The 19,979-nt window shown below is 65.9% G+C and carries 19 protein-coding genes; 4 read left to right on the top strand and 15 right to left on the bottom strand.

Annotated features, from left to right (window positions below):
- Window positions 1–25: 25 nt before the first annotated feature.
- The 6 genes from tssF to JYG32_RS31140 form a co-directional block, all read right to left on the bottom strand.
- A complete protein-coding gene (gene tssF / locus JYG32_RS31165) occupies window positions 26–1,900 on the bottom strand; it encodes a type VI secretion system baseplate subunit TssF (RefSeq protein WP_213266156.1) in 1,875 nt (624 codons plus the stop codon).
- 347 nt (window positions 1,901–2,247) lie between these two features.
- Entirely contained in the window at window positions 2,248–2,757 is a 510-nt protein-coding gene (locus tag JYG32_RS31160; RefSeq protein WP_213266155.1) for an OmpA family protein, read from the bottom strand.
- An 87-nt stretch (window positions 2,758–2,844) separates the two neighbouring features.
- Window positions 2,845–4,113 (bottom strand): diguanylate cyclase domain-containing protein, encoded by a 1,269-nt coding sequence (locus JYG32_RS31155; RefSeq protein ID WP_174378503.1) that lies wholly within the window; start codon window positions 4,111–4,113, stop codon window positions 2,845–2,847.
- Window positions 4,110–4,808, bottom strand: a complete 699-nt coding sequence (locus tag JYG32_RS31150) for a YfiR family protein (RefSeq protein WP_174378504.1) — start codon at window positions 4,806–4,808, stop codon at window positions 4,110–4,112. The genes JYG32_RS31155 and JYG32_RS31150 overlap by 4 nt, the downstream gene beginning before the upstream one ends.
- A 366-nt stretch (window positions 4,809–5,174) precedes the next feature.
- The gene (locus JYG32_RS31145; RefSeq protein ID WP_213266154.1) at window positions 5,175–5,672 is read right to left on the bottom strand and encodes a PIN domain-containing protein; all 498 of its coding nucleotides are present in this window, start codon (window positions 5,670–5,672) and stop codon (window positions 5,175–5,177) included.
- Complete coding sequence (locus JYG32_RS31140) at window positions 5,669–6,427, bottom strand: ImmA/IrrE family metallo-endopeptidase (RefSeq protein ID WP_249744791.1); 759 nt, start codon at window positions 6,425–6,427, stop codon at window positions 5,669–5,671. Before JYG32_RS31140 ends, JYG32_RS31145 begins: the two co-directional genes overlap by 4 nt.
- Before the next feature lie 338 nt (window positions 6,428–6,765).
- Here JYG32_RS31140 and JYG32_RS31135 point away from each other — a divergent pair, with 338 nt between their 5' ends.
- Window positions 6,766–8,007 (top strand): NAD(P)/FAD-dependent oxidoreductase, encoded by a 1,242-nt coding sequence (locus JYG32_RS31135; RefSeq protein WP_213266153.1) that lies wholly within the window; start codon window positions 6,766–6,768, stop codon window positions 8,005–8,007.
- A 24-nt stretch (window positions 8,008–8,031) separates the two neighbouring features.
- Here JYG32_RS31135 and JYG32_RS31130 read toward each other — a convergent pair whose 3' ends face one another.
- The 9 genes from JYG32_RS31130 to JYG32_RS31090 form a co-directional block, all read right to left on the bottom strand.
- A complete protein-coding gene (locus JYG32_RS31130) occupies window positions 8,032–8,793 on the bottom strand; it encodes a FadR/GntR family transcriptional regulator (protein WP_174378507.1) in 762 nt (253 codons plus the stop codon).
- A gap of 159 nt (window positions 8,794–8,952) precedes the next feature.
- Entirely contained in the window at window positions 8,953–9,825 is an 873-nt protein-coding gene (locus tag JYG32_RS31125) for an amidohydrolase family protein (RefSeq protein WP_213266152.1), read from the bottom strand.
- A gap of 84 nt (window positions 9,826–9,909) precedes the next feature.
- Window positions 9,910–10,851 carry an ABC transporter substrate-binding protein gene (locus tag JYG32_RS31120; RefSeq protein ID WP_213266151.1) on the bottom strand — a complete coding sequence of 314 codons (942 nt, stop codon included), beginning with the start codon at window positions 10,849–10,851 and terminating at the stop codon, window positions 9,910–9,912.
- Window positions 10,852–10,921: 70 nt separating this feature from the next.
- Window positions 10,922–11,959 carry an ABC transporter permease gene (locus JYG32_RS31115; RefSeq protein WP_213266150.1) on the bottom strand — a complete coding sequence of 346 codons (1,038 nt, stop codon included), beginning with the start codon at window positions 11,957–11,959 and terminating at the stop codon, window positions 10,922–10,924.
- A gap of 19 nt (window positions 11,960–11,978) precedes the next feature.
- Entirely contained in the window at window positions 11,979–13,517 is a 1,539-nt protein-coding gene (locus tag JYG32_RS31110; protein WP_213266149.1) for a sugar ABC transporter ATP-binding protein, read from the bottom strand.
- A 21-nt stretch (window positions 13,518–13,538) separates the two neighbouring features.
- The gene (locus JYG32_RS31105) at window positions 13,539–14,315 is read right to left on the bottom strand and encodes an SDR family oxidoreductase (RefSeq protein WP_174378512.1); all 777 of its coding nucleotides are present in this window, start codon (window positions 14,313–14,315) and stop codon (window positions 13,539–13,541) included.
- A 64-nt stretch (window positions 14,316–14,379) separates the two neighbouring features.
- Window positions 14,380–15,657, bottom strand: coding sequence for an L-fuconate dehydratase (locus JYG32_RS31100; protein ID WP_174378513.1), 1,278 nt, complete (start codon window positions 15,655–15,657; stop codon window positions 14,380–14,382).
- 23 nt (window positions 15,658–15,680) lie between these two features.
- Entirely contained in the window at window positions 15,681–16,523 is an 843-nt protein-coding gene (locus JYG32_RS31095; RefSeq protein WP_213266148.1) for an ureidoglycolate lyase, read from the bottom strand.
- 43 nt (window positions 16,524–16,566) lie between these two features.
- Window positions 16,567–17,331, bottom strand: a complete 765-nt coding sequence (locus tag JYG32_RS31090) for an SDR family oxidoreductase (RefSeq protein ID WP_213266147.1) — start codon at window positions 17,329–17,331, stop codon at window positions 16,567–16,569.
- Between the two features lie 665 nt (window positions 17,332–17,996).
- On the opposite strand from JYG32_RS31090, the gene JYG32_RS31085 reads away from it, so the two are divergent.
- From JYG32_RS31085 to JYG32_RS31075, 3 genes are all read left to right on the top strand, one after another.
- Complete coding sequence (locus tag JYG32_RS31085; protein ID WP_174378516.1) at window positions 17,997–18,287, top strand: DUF3331 domain-containing protein; 291 nt, start codon at window positions 17,997–17,999, stop codon at window positions 18,285–18,287.
- Between the two features lie 167 nt (window positions 18,288–18,454).
- Complete coding sequence (locus JYG32_RS31080; RefSeq protein ID WP_213266146.1) at window positions 18,455–19,441, top strand: oxidoreductase; 987 nt, start codon at window positions 18,455–18,457, stop codon at window positions 19,439–19,441.
- A gap of 214 nt (window positions 19,442–19,655) precedes the next feature.
- Window positions 19,656–19,958, top strand: a complete 303-nt coding sequence (locus tag JYG32_RS31075; RefSeq protein ID WP_034180712.1) for a DUF4148 domain-containing protein — start codon at window positions 19,656–19,658, stop codon at window positions 19,956–19,958.
- The last annotated feature ends 21 nt before the right edge of the window (window positions 19,959–19,979 follow it).

Raw genomic sequence — 19,979 nt, 5'->3', positions numbered from 1 at the left:
CCGTTCGAGCCCCGAAAATCGAAAACTAGACCAGCGGCTGGACGCCGGGGCACGGTTGCCCACGGCGAAGCAGCGCACCGGTATGCGCTGAAAACAGCACAATCTGCACGAAACTTGTTACAGGCACGTGCGGTGCGAAGCATCTCTCCATGACGTGCGCGAGCCCGCCAAGACTGAACCCGGCGAAACGCTGCTCATCGACCACCAATCGCACTTCAAGCCCCTGCACGAACGCCGACGCCGGCTTGCCGGGCATCCAGCGCCGAACGCGCGCGGTCGACAACGAGACGAGCGCATCGAAGCGCCGCCCGGCGTCGACCGAACATTCCGCCCAGCGGGCGCAGAGCCGCGTCAGTTGGGCCAGACCGCCGTTGTCCAGGCGAATCGCCTGCGGCACGAGCAAAGACAATACATTCCACAGCTCGCCGTAGCGGAAAGCCCGCGGCCGGCTCCGGGTCGGCCGGTTCAGCAGTGCGATCGTCCCCACCGGATCGCCTGCGCACAACGCCAGTTCGCGTTCCTGCATTCCGGACAGGTCGCCCTGGGTACAGGACAGCCGGATCGCCAGTTTGCGACGCCCGGGATCGGCAGGTTGGCCGTCCCGATCGATCAGTCCCAGTTCAACGCCATGGAGCAGGTCTGCAATCTCGTCCGGGGACGGTTTCTTGTCCGCCTCTTCGGCCTGGGGATCGACGGGCTTCCTCGGCGCCCGCCGGGCGTCGTCGCGCAATGCTGTCCAGTACAGCCCCGGATGGGTGCCCATGCCATGCTGCAGCGAATGGAACGGTGCCACGATCGACGTACCCGCGTCGGAAGTCTGACGAACCGTGTCGATCGACCAGATGTTCGTCTGCGACGCGTTTTTCTGCGCAAGCGGCTTCACCGGGTAATACGCGCAACCGGGACGAGTCTCGATCGGCTCGGCAGCATCCGGGAAAAGGTTGATCACGGGTGTACAAAACAAGCGGACATGGTCAGCCGTCGCGGCGGCCAGACGTTGCGCTCGATGCGAGTCCGGATGCACGCCCGCGATCGCCAGGTGCAGCGCGACGCGACGGCTATCGCCGGCACCTCGCTTGAGGGGCCGCATGTCCAGGTCGACAAAGTCGAAGCGCTTCGGAACGGCGCAATACTCCATCAGCAGGTGAAATGGCCCGAGGGCATCGTCATGCGGCATATCAAGCAGCGCGTCGATTGGCTCAAGGCCGACGGCCGTGAACGGCATGTTCGGGAGACGCTTCCAGCGTCCGGAATCGTCCATCTCGGCGAAACCTCGCACTGCAAGAAGCAAGACGGCGTCCGTGAGTGCCGCGACGATTTCGCGCGCGCCGGTGAAGTGCAAACGCAATCTGTCCGGCACGATCGCGAACGTCGCTTCCGGCGATGTCAGCTCGAACGTGGCCGTCAGCAAACCGGTCGTTTCGGACGGTAACGCCGCGTCTCGCGGCGCGATCGCCGACGTCGCGTAACGCACCGCCGAGACGGTCAGCGGCACAATCGCTATTTCATTCGTCATGCGAAATACTTCCCGGCCAACCGGTGAGATCAGTTGAGCACCGCGGGGAATGACACGGGGCGCGGTCTGTTTGCTGGTTGAGTCGTCATGAAATTGCGCAATCGCGCAGAAGGGAAACGGGCGCAGGAACGCGCCGTGCAGCGTCTGGAGGATACCGTGCGTAAACGCGGGCACATCATCCTCGAGGCGGATGTCGTGAGACGACGACATCAATGCGAACGACTGCAACAGACGTTCGACGTACGGATCTTCCGAATGCTCGCCGGTGATCGCCAGGCGAGCGGCGATTTTAGGAAAACGCTGTGCGAACGTCTGCATCGAACGGCGCAGCAGCGCCATCTCGCGTTCGAAGTGCGGAAGCAGATCCTTGGGGTCGATGGTCATACACGTTCCGGTCGTCGCCGCGCTCGCCACGTGGCGATGCGGAGTTCAAAAAAACGGGCGGAACGATTCTATTCGGGCAACTTAAAATTTCATTTCGAATTTATTGAGCGGCCTCCAATCGGCAATGACGGTTTCAGCCAACGATCCGTCCCGTAAGCCGTGAACATAAAGGTCCGTCGCTTGTGAACAGACGCTCGGATGTCTGCGTGGCAATGATGGCAAACAGTTACAACTGACCGCACCGAGACATTCCTGTATTCGTGTTTTCAGGAACAGGCTGAGCGGCTTGCTTGTCGACAGGCGACGCACGCGTCATCGCTGCGTACCAGTGTGCGACGCCCTCCTCCTCACCGCGGCGAAACTACAATCGCCGCCCGCCGATTCTGCGCCCTGCCGGCCGGCGTACGGTTGTCGCCCACCGGGTCGCGCTTCCCTCTTCCGACGATCGCAATGCGCTTCCCATCCAGCCCGACGTCGACAAGCTCGATCGCCACGACCTCAGCCCGCCTTCTGGACAACTCGAAGTCATAGTCATCCGCACCTTCTTCGTCCGAATAACCATAAACCCGCACTCCGTTGATCCCCACCGACCTGAGCGTGCGCCCGATCCGCTCGACGACCCGCCGCACATCGGGCTTGAGGTTATATCGATCGAAATCGAACAGGATCGGTCCGGTCGAGCCGAACTCGAAACCCTCTTCGGTCTCGTGGAAACCGGCCGACTTGAGCGTCGTGACCTGCGTCTGCGTCAGCCCACGATGAAGCGGCGGCGCCTTGCAGCCCCCCAGCAGCATGCACAGCAGCAGCGCGCTTCCAACGCACATCCGCCCCACGCTCACAGGAAACGAGTTGTTCATTTCGCATCCCCTTCGAGTGCGCCCGCGTCGGGCGCGCTTTTTGTAATCCGCTGCTGCGACCTCGCCCGCAGCGCGAAACGATCGACATCAAACCGGTCCTGCAACACCTTCAGCCAACTGCCACGAGCCTGGTCGAGTGCGCTTGGCCCGGTACATCGCTGCATCCGCCGCGCGCAGCAAGCCGCTCGCGTCCGACGCGTGGTCGGGATACAGCGCAACGCCGGCACTCATCATGGTGGCCACCATGCGGCCGTCGGACAGCTCGATCGACGGCGCCATGCCGGACAATATCTCGTCGGCGATGCGACACACGCTGCCCGCATCGCGCACCGCCGACAGCATCACCGCGAATTCGTCGCCGCCCAGGCGGGCGACCAGATCGGCGTCGCGCACCTGCGCGCGCAGTCGCTCAGCGATGCCGATCAGCACCGCGTCACCCGCGTCGTGGCCGAGGCAATCGTTGATCTCCTTGAAGCGGTCGCAGTCCAGATACAGGATGCCGACCCGCTGGCCCGTCACCCCGGCTTCGCAGAGGGCGAGCGCGAGGCGCGACTCGAACTGCACGCGGTTGGGCAAGCCCGTAAGCGCGTCGTGCGTCGCCTTGTATTCGAGCGACGCGTTTTCGTCGCGCAGCGTGTTCTGCCAGTCTTCGAATTCGTCGAGCAACGCATTGAAGTCGTCGCCGAGCTGGTTCAGTTCGGCGATCGCGACGGGCTCGACCCGTTGCGCGAATGCACGCTCGCGCCGCACGGCGTGGGCCACGCCGGCCAGCGCGCGCAGCGGCGAAACGATGTTGCGCAGCAGCCGCTTCGAGCTGACATAGGCACCGAACACACTGACGACAAGACAGCCGAGAATGCCGCCCACGCCACCGAGCAGGAAGCCGAAGAACTGGTGCCCGCGGCCGCGCACGACGACGTGGCCGACGATGATGCCGTCGTGCATCACCGGGACCGTCACGGGCCCCGGCAGCGCAAGATCGGCGACGACGCGCTCCAGTCGGGCGATCTGGCTGCCGGCAGGCAACTGCCACGTCGCGAACGGCTGGCCATTGCTGTCCGTGACCACCACCTGCGCGACGTCCTCATCGCTGGCGATCAACCCGATCGCTTCGTTCGCCGCGACGCGATCGCCGAACACGAGCGCCGCCTCGACCGTATAACCGAGCGATCGCGCCAGCAGGTTCAGGTTGTTGCCGGCATAAGCCCGCAACGCGATCACGGCGACCACGATCAACGACACGGCGGCCATCGCGACGGCAACGAACGCGAGGCGCAGGTGCGCGCGGCGCAACACGCTTTGCAGCGTCGGGCGCGACACGTGCGAGGAGGAAATATGGAACGCGAACCGCGTCATGGCGCCCCCGGCCGTCGCGCAAGATTGAGCACGTTCGGGTGCACGCGCACGCCGCTGCGCGCCACGGCGTCGAGATTGATGTCGAACGACACGCGTTCGCCGTCGACGTTGAGACAGAACATGCTGCCTGCGGTGCAGGACGGATCGTGTTCCGAGATCGTCAGCACCGGATGGCCGGCCACCGCGGCTCTCACCCGCGTTCTCTCGTCGTTGTTCAGCGCGCCGAGGTAGACGACGTCGCAGGCGATGCCGAGCGCGGGATCGTCGAAGCGGACACGCTGCACGTCGAGCAGCGTCGAGCCGGCCTGCAGCGTATCGGTCAGGCCGCGCGCGTAGTCGGGCCGGCCCGTCACGCACAGATGCAGGCGAACGGGTGTCGCCGGCCAGTGCGTGAAGCTGATGATGCCCAGTACGACCTGGCGCACAGCGGAGTCGTGTGACGAAATGACGGGATCGGCAGGGCTCGCGGCGGCGACGATGCGCACGGTGTCAGGCGAGCCGTCCACATCGGCGGGAGTCCCGGCGAGCACGGCGGGCGCCGCACCCAACACGCAAACGATTGCGATCAGCGCATGGCGCAGCGAAGCAGCCCGGCCTGGCCGGCCGGACGTCGTTCGCGCGGCGATCTCCGCCGCGCCCGTTGGCGTCGTTGCAGTCGCAAGACTGGCAGCCGCCGCGCACACTCTCGCATCCATGATGGAAACATCCGCTGGCGTTGCCCCCCGGCGTTACCCTCTGCCTTCAACCGTGCGCGCGCAGGCACCGTATCACGCGCATGATTCCTTCATCTTAGGTACAAAGTCGCGCGACCAACCAGTGGGAAACACCCGCGAGAAACGTCGGAAGGTATGGAGAATTTGCGCTGCGCGCGACGATGGTGATGAGCGCGGCATCCATCGTCGGTTCAGCATGGACGGCAGCGAATTGATCGGCAGATTGGGCGCGCGGCTAGCTCAATCTGCCCCGCCCTCATCCCGACGGAGCAGGGACTTTGCATCCGCGCCGCAACGCCAACCGGCGGCCGCGCGCGGCATACCGCCGTTGTTCGGGAGTTGCATCGATCAGAACCGCCAATCCTGCTGGTGCATGAATTCCTCGAGATCGATACACGGAATCTCGAAATGCGCGCAGACATTGGGTATCTTCGCCGCATGAGGTTTGACGACAAGCCCTTCATTCGCGTACTGCCATCCTTCCTCGGTCAAGACCGTCCCCTGGCGGATCTTCGCGCAGGCGATGACGAATGGATCGGCAACCGGTGTTCCCTTGAGACGCTGCTGTTGGCCAATCAGCGCCTGAAAATGCTTGACGCGCAAAATCGCGGCGACAAACCGCAGCTCATCCGCGTTCGGCGTCGTGAACAATGACCGATGGCCTTTCACCCACGCCAATACATCTGCACTGACGGCCTGTCGCTCGATCTCGTTCAAGACTTCTCTGGTCGAAATCAAGCGCCGTTGGCCAACGAGTTTTTCGATACCGTTCCAGATGCTTCTGAACACACGCGGATAGAAATGCTGAAGTGATCGAATGGAGCTGGTGTCGAACACATAGATCATGCACCGGCCCCGTGAAGAACATGCGCTTCAAATCCGGCAAAGCTTTTCGGCTTGATACCAAGAAAATCGGCAGCCTGCTCAAGCGTGATCTGATGCCGATAGTGACGACCGACGACCTCCCGGGCAAAGCGGTCGCTCAGATAGGCGCCTTGATTCGCATAGTAGCTCCCGCCCGCTGCCTCTTTCTGCTGGGCCGACCAGATCCTGGCCTTATGTTCGTAGAAAGCCTGGCCGACGCGACCCTGATCCAGCAATCGCCGCAGCACGGCCTCCCGGCTCACGCCAAAATGGCTCGCCAGCTCGGCGAACGCCTCGTCGGAGGCTGACTCGACATCGACGGGAAGCCGTACCACGAACGTGTCAAAAGCTGCGTGCGGGATCAGTACCTCCGCCGTTATCGCGTTGCAGAATCGCTCGATCTTCCTCTCGGTTTGAGGAAGCGCATCGATGTAGCCGGGAGCGAGCTTGCTCAAGCCGTTCATGTTCAAGAGCAAGTGCGCGAGTTCATGCAGCAGACTGAATATCTGGCGCGTCTTCGTCGTGCCGTTGTTCAGATAGATGATCGGGAATGCATCGTCCATCAAGCAGAAACCCGAGATCTCGCGCTGCTTGAATGACGACTTGAAGACAAAGACGCCTGCTTCCTCTACGGCCCTTCTCCATTGCTTGAGAGCGAGCTCGTCGTTGCGCCAGGATGTCTGCTCGACCAGCGTGATGCCGAGCGCATCACGAACGCGCCCGGCTTGTAACGGCACGGGCTCCGACAACGACAGGGCCAGTGACTTCCAGATGGACCACTGCCCTCTACCGAAAAGGCGAACCCATTCTAAATCATGGAGTTATGCGTTTGCGAGGCGACTATTCATCGTCGACGTACGCCGGAAAGACGGGAATTCCGCCAGGAACGCCACGCATTGGCGAGTTCCACAATGTCGCGAATCGTGAAGCACCAATCCGGTAAGCCATGACCCGGTTCTGCGGATCGAACGACATCGAGAGTATCCTGACGGACAGCCGCACGTCGGCGAAACTTTGGGCATGGGTCTCGCCCAATCGGTAACGTACAACCTCCATCAATCGCCATCTCCACCCCATGGATTTCGACGTCATCGTTCTCGGCGCAGGCATCGTCGGCGTCTCCGCCGCGCTGCACCTGCAGGATCGCGGCCGCAAGGTCGCTCTCGTCGATCGCGGCGCGCCCGGCGAAGGCACGAGCTTCGGCAACGCGGGGCTGATCGAGCGCTCGTCGGTCGAACCGTATCCGTTCCCGCGCAGCCCGTTCACGCTGATGCGCTATGCGCTGAACCGCTCGACCGATCTCTACTGGCACAGCACGTCGCTGCCCGCGTTCGCGCCGTGGCTCGCGCGGTTCTGGTGGGAATCGGCGCCGCTGCGTCACGCGGCGGCCTCGCGCGACATGCTGCCGCTGATCGAGCGCTGCCTCGTCGAGCACGACGCGCTGATCGCGCGGGCCGGCGCCGGGGAGCTCATCCGCGCGAACGGCTGGCTGGAAGCGTTCCGCACGCCGGCCGCGTTCGAACGCGGCGTGGCCGAGGCCGGACTCACCGCGCGCCGCCACGGGCTCGGCATCACGCCGCTCGATGCCGCCGCGCTGCTCGCGCACGAACCGAGCCTCGCGCCCGGCTTCTGCGGCGCGCTGCACTGGCTCGACCCGAAAAGCGTCGTCGATCCGTCCGCGCTCGTCAAAGCGTACGCGCAACTCTTCGTGCAAGGCGGCGGCACGCTGCTGACCGGCGACGCCGCGAGCCTCCACGCGTTGTCGCCCGGCTGGCAGGTCAGCACGCAGGACGGCACGGCCGCCGCGCCGGCCGTCGTCGTCGCGCTCGGCCCGTGGTCCGACACGGTGTTCGGCAAGTTCGGCTACAAGATTCCGCTGCGCGAGAAGCGCGGCTATCACATGCACTACGCGCCGTCCGCGCGCGGCGTACCGTCGGCGCCGATCGTCGATCGCGAATACGGTTACGTGATTGCGCCGATGCGGCGCGGGCTGCGGCTGACGACCGGCGTCGAGATCGCGCGGCGCCGCGTGCCGCCGATCGGCGTGCAGCTCGAACGCGCGGAACGCGTCGCGCGGCCCGTGTTCGGCTTCGGCGAGCGGCTCGATCCGCAACCGTGGCTCGGCTTCCGGCCATGCACGCCCGACATGCGCCCGGTGATCGGCCCCGCCCCCGCGCATCGCGGGCTGTGGTTCGCGTTCGGGCACAACCATCACGGGCTCACGCTCGGCCCCGTCACCGGCCGCCTGCTGGCCGAGATGATGACGGGCGAGACCCCCTTCACCGATCCGGCGCCGTATCGCGCCGATCGTTTCTGAACGCTTGAACGCGTAACCGCGCGCTCAGTCGAGCGCGCGGCCGAAGATGCGGATGACTTCGTCGAGATGTTCGGCCATCGCGCGACGCGCGGCCTCCGGGTCGCGCGCGCGGATCGCGTCGAGGATCGCGCGGTGCTCCAGTTCCGACCGGTGCGGCATGTCGTTCGGCATGTACAGCGACTGCAGTCGCTGGAACATCAGGTCGTACTTGTGCGCGAGCAACTGCTTGATCATCAGCGCATACGCGGGGTTGTCGCTCGCTTCCGCGATGCGGATATGGAACAGCCGGTCGCCCGGGTGCGTGAGCGAGCCGCTGCGGTTGTCTTCCTGGTTGCGCAGGAACGCTTCGTGGATCCCTTCGATCTGCTCGTCCGAGCCGTGCTTCGCGGCCAGCGACGCGGCTTCCGGCTCGATCAGCCGGCGCGCCTGCAACAGCGCGAACGGCGGGATTTCGGTGTCGAGGTCGAGCGCGATGCCGAGTTCGGGATCGATCTCGACGATCGTGAACGGCGCGGCCTTCGCTTCGGGTTCGGGCTCGGGTGCGGCGGCCGTTTCGGGATGGCGCACCTTCACGCCGTCGCCGACGCGCACGCTGACGAGCCCGCTGACTTCGAGCGCGATCAGCGCTTCGCGCACCGACGTGCGCGACACGCCGAACTGTTCGGCCAGTTCGCGCTCGGGCGGCAGATAGCTGCCCGGCGGAAAATCGCCGGACTCGATCATCGCACTGAGCTTGTCGGCGATCTGCTGGTAGAGGCGGCGGTTCTGAATCGGCTGGATGGACATACGTTTGATGCAGGTAATCGGTTTCGGTCCGACGAATCGCGCAGACCGTTCGCGCCTATTTTATATGCCGGGGCCCGTGCGCCGGCCTGCGTATCGATGCGGCTGCAACCATCGATACGCCACGGTGCCCGCCGGCATTCGCCCGACGAAGCCGCGCACTCACGCCGGCACCCCGTAACACTGCGCGGCCGTGCCGCCCCACAGCGCGTTGCGCTCGGCCGCCGACAGCCGCGATTCGGCCCAGCGCTCAACGATCGACGCCACTTCGTCATACGACGCGGCAAGCAGGCACACGGGCCAGTCCGATCCGAACATCAGCCGCTGCGGGCCGAACGCGTCGAGCGCCGCGTCGAGGCATTGCTCGATGTGCCGGATATCCTGCGCGCGCAGCCCGCGCCGCCAGTCGGCCTCGGTCACGAGCCCCGACAGCTTGCACGTGACATGCGGCATCGCGCCCAGTTCGCGCAGCGCAGCGCGCCAGCGCGGCAACGCCGTTTCGTCGCGCTCGAACTCGGCCAGCGCGGGCTTGCCGACATGATCGAGCACGAGCCAGTGCGCGTCGTGCCGCGCGCAGAACGCGCGCACGTCCGGCAACTGGCGCTCGAACACGAGCACGTCGTACACATAGCCGTTCGCCTGCAGCCACGCGACGCCGCGATTGAAACCGGCATCCGCGACGAACGCGCCGACATCGGCCTCGTCCTGCACCTGATGACGAAAGCCGCGCAGCTTCGGGCTGCGCCATTCGGCGACACGATCGGCAAGCTGCGGCGCGCCGAGATCCTCCCAGCCGACCACCGCCGCGATGCGCGCGTCGTCGCGGGCGAGCTCGAGCAGGAATGCCGTCTCGTCGCGTCCCGCGCGCGCCTGCACCGCGATCGACGCGCCGAGCGCCTGCGCACGCATCAGCGGCCACAGCGCGTCGGGCAGGTAGTCGTGCGCGAGCACGCCCATCCCGGCGTCGATCCACGGATAGTCGGCCGCGCGATAACGCCAGAAGTGCTGATGGGAATCGATACGCACTGCGCCCATGGTGTCCTCGTGTTCCGCCGTCACATGCCGTCACGCGTCGCCGCGCCCGCCACACGCGCGTGCGGCGACGCCGTGGCACGGCATTCAGTCGTACAACGCCGCCGCGACCTTCGGATCGTCGATATTGGTCTTGTCGTACCAATAGAAACCGGTATCGATGATCTTCGGCAGCTTCTCGCCCTTGATCGCCTTCACGGCCGCCTCGACCGTCTTGTAGCCGATCCCGACCGGATTCTGCGTGATCGCGCCGGCCATCAGCCCGCTGCGGATCGCGTCCTTCTGCTGCTTGCCCGAATCGTAGCCGACGATCACGACCTTGCGCTTCATCTCGCGCACGCCGTTGACCACGCCGATCGCCGAGCCTTCGTTGGTGCCGAACAGCCCCTTGAGCTTCGGATACGCCTGCAGGATCGACTTCGTCACCTCGGTCGACTTCAACTGGTCGCCTTCGCCGTACTGCACGGTCACGACCTTCACCTTCGGGTGTGCCGACTTCATCCGTTCGAGAAAGCCGTCGCGGCGGTCGATGCCGGTGCGGCTCGTCTGGTCGTGCGCGACCACGGCCACCTCGCCTTCGTCGCCGATCAGCGCGGCGAGCTTGTCGGCGGCCAACGACGCGGCGGCCTTGTTGTTGGTCGCGGCGGTCGTCATCGGGATGTCGCTGTCGACGCCCGAGTCGAACGCGATCACCGGGATCTTCTCGGCCTGCGCCTTCTTCAGCAGCGGCAGCGCGGCCTTGCTGTCGAGCGCCGCGAAGCCGAGCGCGGCCGGCTTCTTCGCGATCGCGGCGGACAGCATGTCGATCTGCTTGTCGACCATCGCCTCGGTCTCGGGCCCTTCGAACGTCACCTTCACCTTGTAGTCCTTCGCGGCCTGCATCGCGCCCGATTTCACGGCCTGCCAGAACTGATGCTGGAAGCCCTTCGAGATCAGCGGGATGTAGGTTTCCTGCGCCTGCGCGCCGGCTGTGACGCCGACGGCGAACGTCAGCCCGACGATCGCGTTCAACACCTTGCTCCTGATCACTTCGCGTCTCCTTGGTTGGTATCGACTGGAATGCCGGCCACGCCGGCGGTGAAGCAGATGAATGCGCGCGTCAACGACGCCGCCGGCGCAGGATATCGACGTAGACGGCGAGGATGATGATCACGCCGGTCACGACCGTCTGCCATTCCTGCGCGACCGACATGATGCGCAGGCCGTTGGTCAGCACGCTCATGATGAACGCGCCGATGATGGTGCCGACGATGCTGCCCGCGCCGCCCGACAGCGACGTGCCGCCGATCACGACGGCCGCGATCGCATCGAGCTCGTAGCCCTGCCCGAGTGCGGGCTGCGCGGAATTCAGCCGCGACGCGATCAGGAGCCCGGCGATCCCGCACACCGCGCCGCTGAACGTGTAGACCGCGATCTTCCACGCGTCGACGTTCACGCCGGACAGCCGCAGCGCTTCCTCGTTGCTGCCGAGCGCGAACGTGTAGCGGCCGAAGATCGTCCGGTTCAGCACGATCGATGCGCCGATCGCGACGAGGAACAGGATCAGCACCGCGTTCGGAATCGGCACCGCGGGGATCAGGTTGCCGATCAGCGAATCCTGCGCGATCGACGTGAAGCCCGGCGTGTCGTTGAAGTAGATCGGCCGCGTGCCCGAGATCACGAGCGACAGCCCCTTGAGCAGCATCATCATGCCGAGCGTCGCGATGAACGGCGGCACCTTCATCTTCGCGATCACGAAGCCCGACACGCAGCCGGAAAGCGCGCCGAACAGCAGCGCGGCCGCGATCCCGAGCGGCAGCGGCATCCCCCACTTCGTGAGCACGACGCCCGCCATCACCGCGCAGAACGTCATCAGCGTGCCGACCGACAGGTCGATGCCCGACGTGATGATCACGTAGGTGCAGGCCACCGCAAGCACGCCGTTCACGGCGGTGGCCTGCAGGATCGTGACGAGGTTGTCGACTTCGAGGAAGTTCGGCGACGCGACGCTGAAGAACACGATCAGCAGCACGAGGCTCGCGAACGCGAGCAGCTTCTGCCGCGCGGCCGGGTTGAAGAAGCGCGCGCGGAAGCCGGAGGTGCCGGCCGGCGTGTTGCCGGAAGCCATGGGCGGGACGGGATGCGTATCGTTGGACATGATCGGGTAAGCGTCTGAATCAGGACAATACGGTCGACTCGCGCTGCGTCGCGAGCTGCATGATCTTTTCCTGCGTGGCGTCGGCCGCCCGCAATTCGCCGGTGACGCGGCCTTCGCACATCACGAGAATCCGGTGGCTCATGCGCAGCACCTCGGGCAGTTCCGACGAGATCATCACGATCGCCTTGCCGTCGGCGGCGAGCGCGTCGAGCAGCTTGTAGATCTCGCTTTTCGCGCCGACGTCGATGCCGCGCGTCGGCTCGTCGAAGAACAGGATGTCGCAGTCGCGCAGCAGCCATTTCGCGATCACGATCTTCTGCTGGTTGCCGCCCGACAGCAGCCGCGCGGGCTGCGCGACCGACGGCGTGCGGATCGCGAGCTGCCGCACATACGCCTGCGCGGTGTCGCGCATTTCGCGTGCATCGAGAAACACGCCGCGGCGCACGAAACGGCGCATGCTCGACAGCGCGATATTGTTCTGCACGTCCATCCCGACCGCGAGCCCGAAGTGCTTGCGGTCTTCGGACAGGTAGCCGATCCCGTGCGCGACCGCGTCGGCCGGCGTGCGGATCGTCACGGTCTTGCCGTGCACGCGAATCTCGCCCGCGTCGACCGGGTCCGCGCCGAACACCGCGCGCGCGACCTCGGTACGGCCCGCGCCCATCAGCCCCGCGAAGCCGAGAATCTCGCCGCGCCGCAGCGTGAAGCCGACGTCGCGGATCGCGCGGCCGCGCGACAGCCCGCGCACTTCGAGCGCGATGTCGTTCGCAGACGTATCGGGCGGTGTGCGCACTTCCGTACCGAGCTGGCGGCCGACCATCATCGCGATGATCGCGTCCATCGACGTTTCGGCCATCGGCACGGTCGCGACGTACTTGCCGTCGCGCATCACGGTCACGCGATCGGCGATCTGGCGCAGTTCGTCCATCTTGTGCGAGATGTAGACGATGCCGACGCCGTGCGCACGCAGGTCGCGGATGATACGGAACAGCTCCGCGATCTCCGCGTTGTTGAGCGCGGCGGTCGGCTCGTCCATGATCAGCACGCGCGAGTCGAACGACAGTGCCTTCGCGATCTCGACCATCTGCTGCTTCGCAACCGTCAGCCGGCCGACCGGCGTGCGCGGGTCGAGATCGAGCCGCATCCGCGCGAAGATCGCGGCCGCGTCGCGGTTCAGTTTTTCTTCGTCGACGAACACGCCGAAGCGCCCGCGCGGCTCGCGGCCGATGAAGATGTTCTGCGCGACGCTCAGGTGGTTCATCAGGTTCAGTTCCTGATGGATGATGCCGATCCCGAGCGCCTGCGCGGCGCGCGGATCGGCGATCTCCACCGCGCGGCCGTCCATCCGGATCTCGCCTTCGTCGCGCTGGTACACGCCCGCGAGGATCTTCATCAGCGTCGACTTGCCGGCGCCGTTCTCGCCCATCAGCGCATGCACTTCGCCGGCATGCAGGTCGAAACGGCAGTCGTCGAGCGCCTGCACGCCCGGAAAGCGCTTGCCGATGCCGCTCAACGCAATCAGCGGCGGCGCGGCATTCAGGTTCGGGTCGGGTTGCATGGGGTCGGGGTTCCGCTGCATTCAGCCGATCGCACGGTCGAGATGCGTATAGCCGCCATCGACGAACAGCCACTGGCCCGTTGTATGCGATGCGCGTTCCGACAGCAGGAACACGGCCGTGTCTGCAATCTCGTCGGCCGTCGTGAAGCGCTTGCCGAGCGGCACCTTGCCGGCGATTCCGGCGAGCTTCGCATCGGGGTCGTCGAAGCCGGCGAGCCAGTTCCTGTAAAGCGGCGTCATCACCTCGGCCGGGATCACCGCGTTCACGCGCACGCCGTCGTCGCGCAATGCGACGGCCCATTCGCGCGTCAGCGCGAGCTGCGCGCCCTTCGATGCGCAATAGCCGCTCGTGTTGCCCTGCCCGGTGACGGCCGTCTTCGACGAGATATTGACGATCGCGCCGCGCGCCGCCTTCAGGTGCGGCACGCAGTAGTGGGCCATCACGTAGTAGTGGACGAGATTGCGTTCGAGCGACGCGACGAACGCATCACGCCCTGCGTCAAGGCCGATGCTGTCGTTGATGCCCGCGTTGTTGACGAGGCCGTCGATGCGGCCGAAGCGCACGACGGTCTGCGCGACCGCGTCGCGGCACTGCGCGTCGTCCTGCAGCTCGACCGACATGCATGCGGCGCGCGGCTGCTTCTGTACAAGCTCGCGCCAGAATGCGTCGTCGGGCGTGTGGCGCGCGAACACCACCGGAATCGCGCCTTCGCCGGCGAGCCGCATCGAGATCGCGGCGCCAATGCCCGATGCACCGCCGGTCACGATCACGACCTTGTCCTGCAGGTTCAAATCCACTTCGCGTCTCCGTCGTTCATGTTGTCGCCGCGCACGACGCGCGTCGTGCAGCGTGCGTCATGCTTCAGCCGCGGAACCGGTATTGCTCCAGCGATTCGGGCTTCATCTCGATCGAGAAACCGGGCGCCGTCGGCGGCATGTACGCCGCGCCGCGCACCACGCACGGTTCGACGAAATGCTCGTGCAGGTGATCGACGTATTCGGTCACGCGCCCTTCCTTCGTGCCGGAAATGCACACGTAGTCGATCATCGACAGGTGCTGCACGTACTCGCACAACCCGACGCCGCCGGCATGCGGGCACACCGGCAGTCCGTACTTCGCGGCCATCAGCATCACCGCGAGAATCTCGTTCACGCCGCCGAGCCGGCACGCATCGATCTGCACGACGTCGATCGCGCCGCGCGCGATGAACTGCTTGAACAGTACGCGGTTCTGACACATCTCGCCGGTCGCGACCTGCACGGGCGCGATCGCCTTGCGGATCTTGCGATGCCCCTCGACGTCGTCGGGGCTCGTCGGCTCCTCGATGAACCACGGCCGCGCGAACGCGAGTTCGCGCACCCAGTCGATCGCCTCGTCGACTTCCCACACCTGGTTCGCGTCGATCATCAGCTTGCGCTCGGGGCCGATCACCTCGCGCGCGATCGTCACGCGGCGGATGTCGTCCTCGAGATTCGCGCCGACCTTCAGCTTCACGTAATCGAACCCCGCGTCGACGGCCTCGCGGCACAGCCGACGCAGCTTGTCGTCGCTGTAGCCGAGCCAGCCCGCCGACGTCGTGTAGCACGGGTAGCCGTCGCGCTCCAGCGCCGCGATCCGCGCAGCCTTGCCGGGCGCCTGCCGGCGCAGCAGGTCGAGCGCTTCGTCCGGCGTCAGGCAGTCGGTCAGGTAACGAAAGTCGATCGCGCGCACCAGTTCCTCGGGGCTCATGTCGGCGACGAGCCGCCACAGCGGCTTGCCGACGGCCTTCGCCCACAGATCCCACACCGCGTTGACGACGGCGCCCGTCGCCAGGTGGATCGCGCCCTTGTCGGGGCCGATCCAGCGCAACTGGCTGTCCGACGTGACGTGCCGCCAGAAGCGGCCCATGTCCGCGCGGATCCAGTCGAGGTCGAGGCCGACGACGAGGTGGCGCATCGCGTCGATCGCCGCGCAGCAGATTTCGTTGCCGCGCCCGATGGTGAACGTGAGCCCGTGACCTTCGAGCCCGTCGCGGTCGGTTTCGAGCACGACGTACGCGGCCGAATAATCGGGGTCCGGATTCATTGCGTCGGAACCGTCGAGCTGCTGCGAAGTCGGGAAGCGCACGTCGAGGACGCGCATCGATCGAATGATAGGCATGACGAACCGTCCGTTAAAGGAAATCAGGCCTGCACGGTGCGCTGGCGCTGCTCGCCGAGCCCGTCGATGCCGAGCGTGATCACCTGCCCGGCGCGCAGATAGACGGGCGGTTTCTGCCCGAGGCCGACGCCCGGCGGCGTGCCGGTCGAGATCACGTCGCCCGGCTGCAGGCTCATGAAGCGGCTCAGGTAGCTGATCAGGTGCGGCACGCGGAACACCATCGTCGCGGTCGTGCCGTTCTGGTAGCGGTGGCCGTCGACGTCGAGCCACAGCCGCAGCGCGTGCGGATCGGGCACTTCGTCGGCCGTCACGAGCCACGGGCCGAGCGGCCCGAACGTGTCGTTGCCCTTGCCCTTGTCCCACGTGCCGCCGCGTTCGAGCTGGAATTCGCGCTCCGACACGTCGTTCACGACGCAGTAGCCGGCGACGTGCGACAGCGCGTCGGCTTCCGCGATATAGCGGCCGCCCTGGCCGATCACCACGCCGAGCTCGACTTCCCAGTCGGTCTTCTCCGAGCCGCGCGGAATCTCGACGTCGTCGTTCGGCCCCGAGATCGCGCTCGTCCACTTGCCGAACACAACCGGCTCCTTCGGCACCTCCATCCCCGATTCGGCCGCGTGATCGGAATAGTTGAGCCCGATGCAGATGAACTTGCCGACGCGGCCGACGCACGCGCCGAGCCGTGGCGTGCCTTCGACGAGCGGCAGCGACGACGGCGGAATGTCGCGCAGCCGCGCGAGCGACGCCGGCGCCAGCGCGTCGCCGGCGATGTCGTCGATCACGCCGGACAGGTCGCGGATGTGGCCATGCGCATCGAGCAGGCCCGGCTTTTCATGGTGTTTGTCGCCAAATCTCAGCAGTTTCATGGGGTTGTCTGAACGGAAACAGAGAGTGAATGGGGAAGCGCGGTCAGTTCGACCAGCCGCCGTCGATCAGGTGAATCGCGCCGGTCGTGAACGACGCTTCGTCGGAGGCCAGGTACAGCGCCAGTGCGGCCACTTCGTCCGCGCTGCCGATGCGCCCCATCGGCTGGCGCGCGACGAACGCCTGGCGCACGGTGTCGGTCGACACCTGGCGCGTGCGCGCCTGCTCGGCAATCCGTGCCTCCAGCGACGGCGACTCGATCGTGCCCGGGCAGATCGCGTTGCAACGGATGCGCTGCTCGACGAAATCGGCGGCCACCGCCTTGGTCAGGCCGATCACGGCCGCCTTGGTCGTGCCGTACACGAAGCGGTTCGGCACGCCCTTCACGCTCGACGCGGCCGATGCCATGTTGATGATCGACGCGCCGCCCGCTTCGAGCATCGCGGGCAGCAGCGCGCGGATCAACCGGTACATCGACGTGACGTTCAGGTTCAGCGAGAACGCCCACGCGTCTTCGTCGCAGTCAAGGATCGAGCCGTGATGCACGTAGCCCGCGCAGTTGAACAGCACGTCGAACGCGCGTTCGCTCGCGGCGAGTGCCGCGACGTCGTGCGCGTCGGTGACGTCGAGCCGCCGCGTGGTCAGCCTGCTTCCCGCGCGTTCGGCGTCGGCCTCGAGACTCACGAGCGCGGCTTCGTTGATATCGGTCGCCAGCACGTCGGCGCCCTCGCTTGCGAACCGCAGCGCGGTCGCGCGGCCGATGCCCTGCCCGGCCGCCGTCACCAGCGCGCGCTTGCCCTGCAATCTCATGAGCACCTCTCCCGAAAAAGCCAGCCGCCAGTCGGCCGATTGGCACAAAGGACTAAAGGTCCAACCAATCATAGGAAGTGATCGCGCGTTTGTCACGAATTTGGGATTCAGTATTTACCCGGGCACGTAAATCCGTCAGGTGGACAAGAATCCGGCGCTCGACCGGCCATCGCGGCGCGCTGTCGGATTCACGCAAACCCAATGCCGGCGGGCTTCTTATCCGACTTTTCATACGCGCCCGACGCGGCGGCCGCGCCAAACTGACAAAAAAGTCATGTTCGCGTCAGGGTCTTAACGGGATGCGCGCGCCATCATGGCGTTGCCGGACCGCGCTTCCGGTACATCGCCACCCCGCCCGCGTTCGATCCCTGCGGGCATCTCCGTCCCCCGGCGATGTATCCCGTGACTGGGCGAGCAGACACGGCGCGCGGGCCGATTTTCCGCCCCGGACTTCCCGTCCGGGGCGTTTTTGTCCGTGCTTTCCAAGAAAATAAGCCTGGATTGTTTCTAAATCGGCAAAAGGTAATTTGATCCAGACAGGATGTTTTTTCCGGTCACAGACGCTTACATTTAGCGCACCACTCATGGAAACCGCTACGGATTCGCCATCGGGTAGTGACATCCACTGCCACGGCCGAAACCGCACGAGCTTTAGGAAACGGCAAATGAAGGCCTCCAAATCCCTGCCTGCGCTCGATCCCGCCGACGTCCACGTCGAAATCCTCGAACGTTCCGATACGCTGCTCGTCGTCCGCTGGGTCGAACCCGGACGCTGTCACTACGGCGAACAGCGCTGGCGCCGCCGCTTCGCGCAACGCACCGGCACCTGCGCACTGTCGCGCCAGGTCATCCACCGCGGCGACGAAGTCTTCCGCCCGGCCGAACGCCCGGCGCCCGCGAATGCGGCCGCGATGATCTCCGCCGCCGAAGTATTCGCGTTGGCCGGAGGCAGGTAAATCCTGCCGACCGTGTGCCGCGGCCCGCTGCGTCACGCCACGCTTCGGCGCTAGAAGTGCCGGTCTAATTCCCCCGCTTGTCTGCCACGCCCGCGCACACTATCGTTACACCACTCAATGTAACGATTACGTGCTGCGGCCGACCGGCCGCGCCGATGGAGGCAGACATGCATGCATGGAGCGCGCGCCACGTCCCGGCGCAGGGCGGCAAGGTCGCGGTCGTGACCGGCGCCAACAGCGGCCTCGGCTGGCAGCTCGCGGAGACGCTGGCCGCGAAGGGCGCCACGGTCGTGATGGGCTGCCGCGACGCCGCGCGCGCCGCGCAGGCGGCCGAGGCGATCCGCCGACTCCATCCCGATGCACGCGTCGAAGTCGATGCGCTCGACCTCGCCGATCTCGCGTCGATCGAACGCTTCGCGGCCGACGTCTCCGAACGCCACGGCCGCGTCGATATCCTCTGCAACAACGCCGGCGTGATGTTCCTGCCGCTGCGGCACACGCACGACGGCTTCGAGATGCAGTTCGGCACCAACCACCTCGGCCATTTCGCGCTGACCGGCCATTTGCTGCCGGCACTGCGCGCCGCGCGGCGGGCGCGCGTCGTGACGATGTCGAGCGGTTTCAACCGCGGCGGCCGGATTCGCATCGACGACCTGCGTGCCGAGCAGCGCTACAACCGTTATCTCGCCTATTGCGACAGCAAGCTCGCGAACCTCGTGTTCGCAATCGAACTGCAACGCCGCTTCGAGCGCGCCGCGTTCGCCGGAATCAGCGTCGCCGCGCATCCCGGCTATGCGGCGACCAACCTGCAGTTCGCGGGCCCGACGATGGACAGCTCGCCCGCCCGCGCCGCGCTGATGCGTGCCGCGAACCGTTATCTCGCGCAGCCGGCCGACCAGGGTGCGCTGCCCGCGATCCACGCGGCAACCGCGCCCGATCTCGCGGGCGGTGCGTATATCGGGCCGTCCGGCTGGTTCGAATCGCGCGGGTTGCCGGCGCTCGCGAGCGTGCCGCGCTCGGCGCGCGACGTGGCTTCGGCAGCGTTGCTGTGGGAAGCATCGGAAGCCGCGACCGGCGTGCGGTTCCTCAGTTCGGGCGCGCCGGCCGGGCGCTCGCCGGGCCGGCCGTTCGACACGGCGGCCGAGGCGCGCTGAACCGCGCGCCGCCATCCGCAACATTCTTCATACTTATTACATCAACCGAAAAGAAAGCCGGTTGAAAGACTGATTCGGCGCACCACTGTTACCGTCCAGGAAACAATTTATCGTCAAAATCAGCGTTTACCCTCAACCCTCCGATGACTAAGATTTGATCAATCGCTTAAGACATGGTGTCGAGAGCGAACTCAATAAAACACCGGAGGTCATCATGAAATCGCTCGTTTCCGCAGTCGTTGCCGCTGCCGCCCTGTCCGCTTCGTTTGGCGCATTCGCGCAAAGCACCGTGACCCGCGCGCAAGTGAAGAACGAACTGGTCCAGCTCGAACAAGCCGGCTACAAGCCGGGCGTGTCGAGCCCGTACTACCCGAACGACATCCAGAGCGCCGAAGCGCGCGTTCATGGCGCCGACGCCAGCGGCTACGGCGCGCAACCGGCTCCGCTCGTCCACTCGGGCGCCCCGGCTGCCGCAGCGTCGTCGAACGCACGCGACTCGATCTTCTTCGGCCAGTAAGCCGATGCGCCCATGGCGGGC

The sequence above is a fragment of the Burkholderia pyrrocinia genome (assembly GCF_018417535.1).
In the GTDB taxonomy this organism is placed as follows: domain Bacteria; phylum Pseudomonadota; class Gammaproteobacteria; order Burkholderiales; family Burkholderiaceae; genus Burkholderia; species Burkholderia pyrrocinia_E.
Note: the sequence above shows the minus strand (reverse complement) of the source record. Positions and strands in the feature narration are given on the sequence as shown.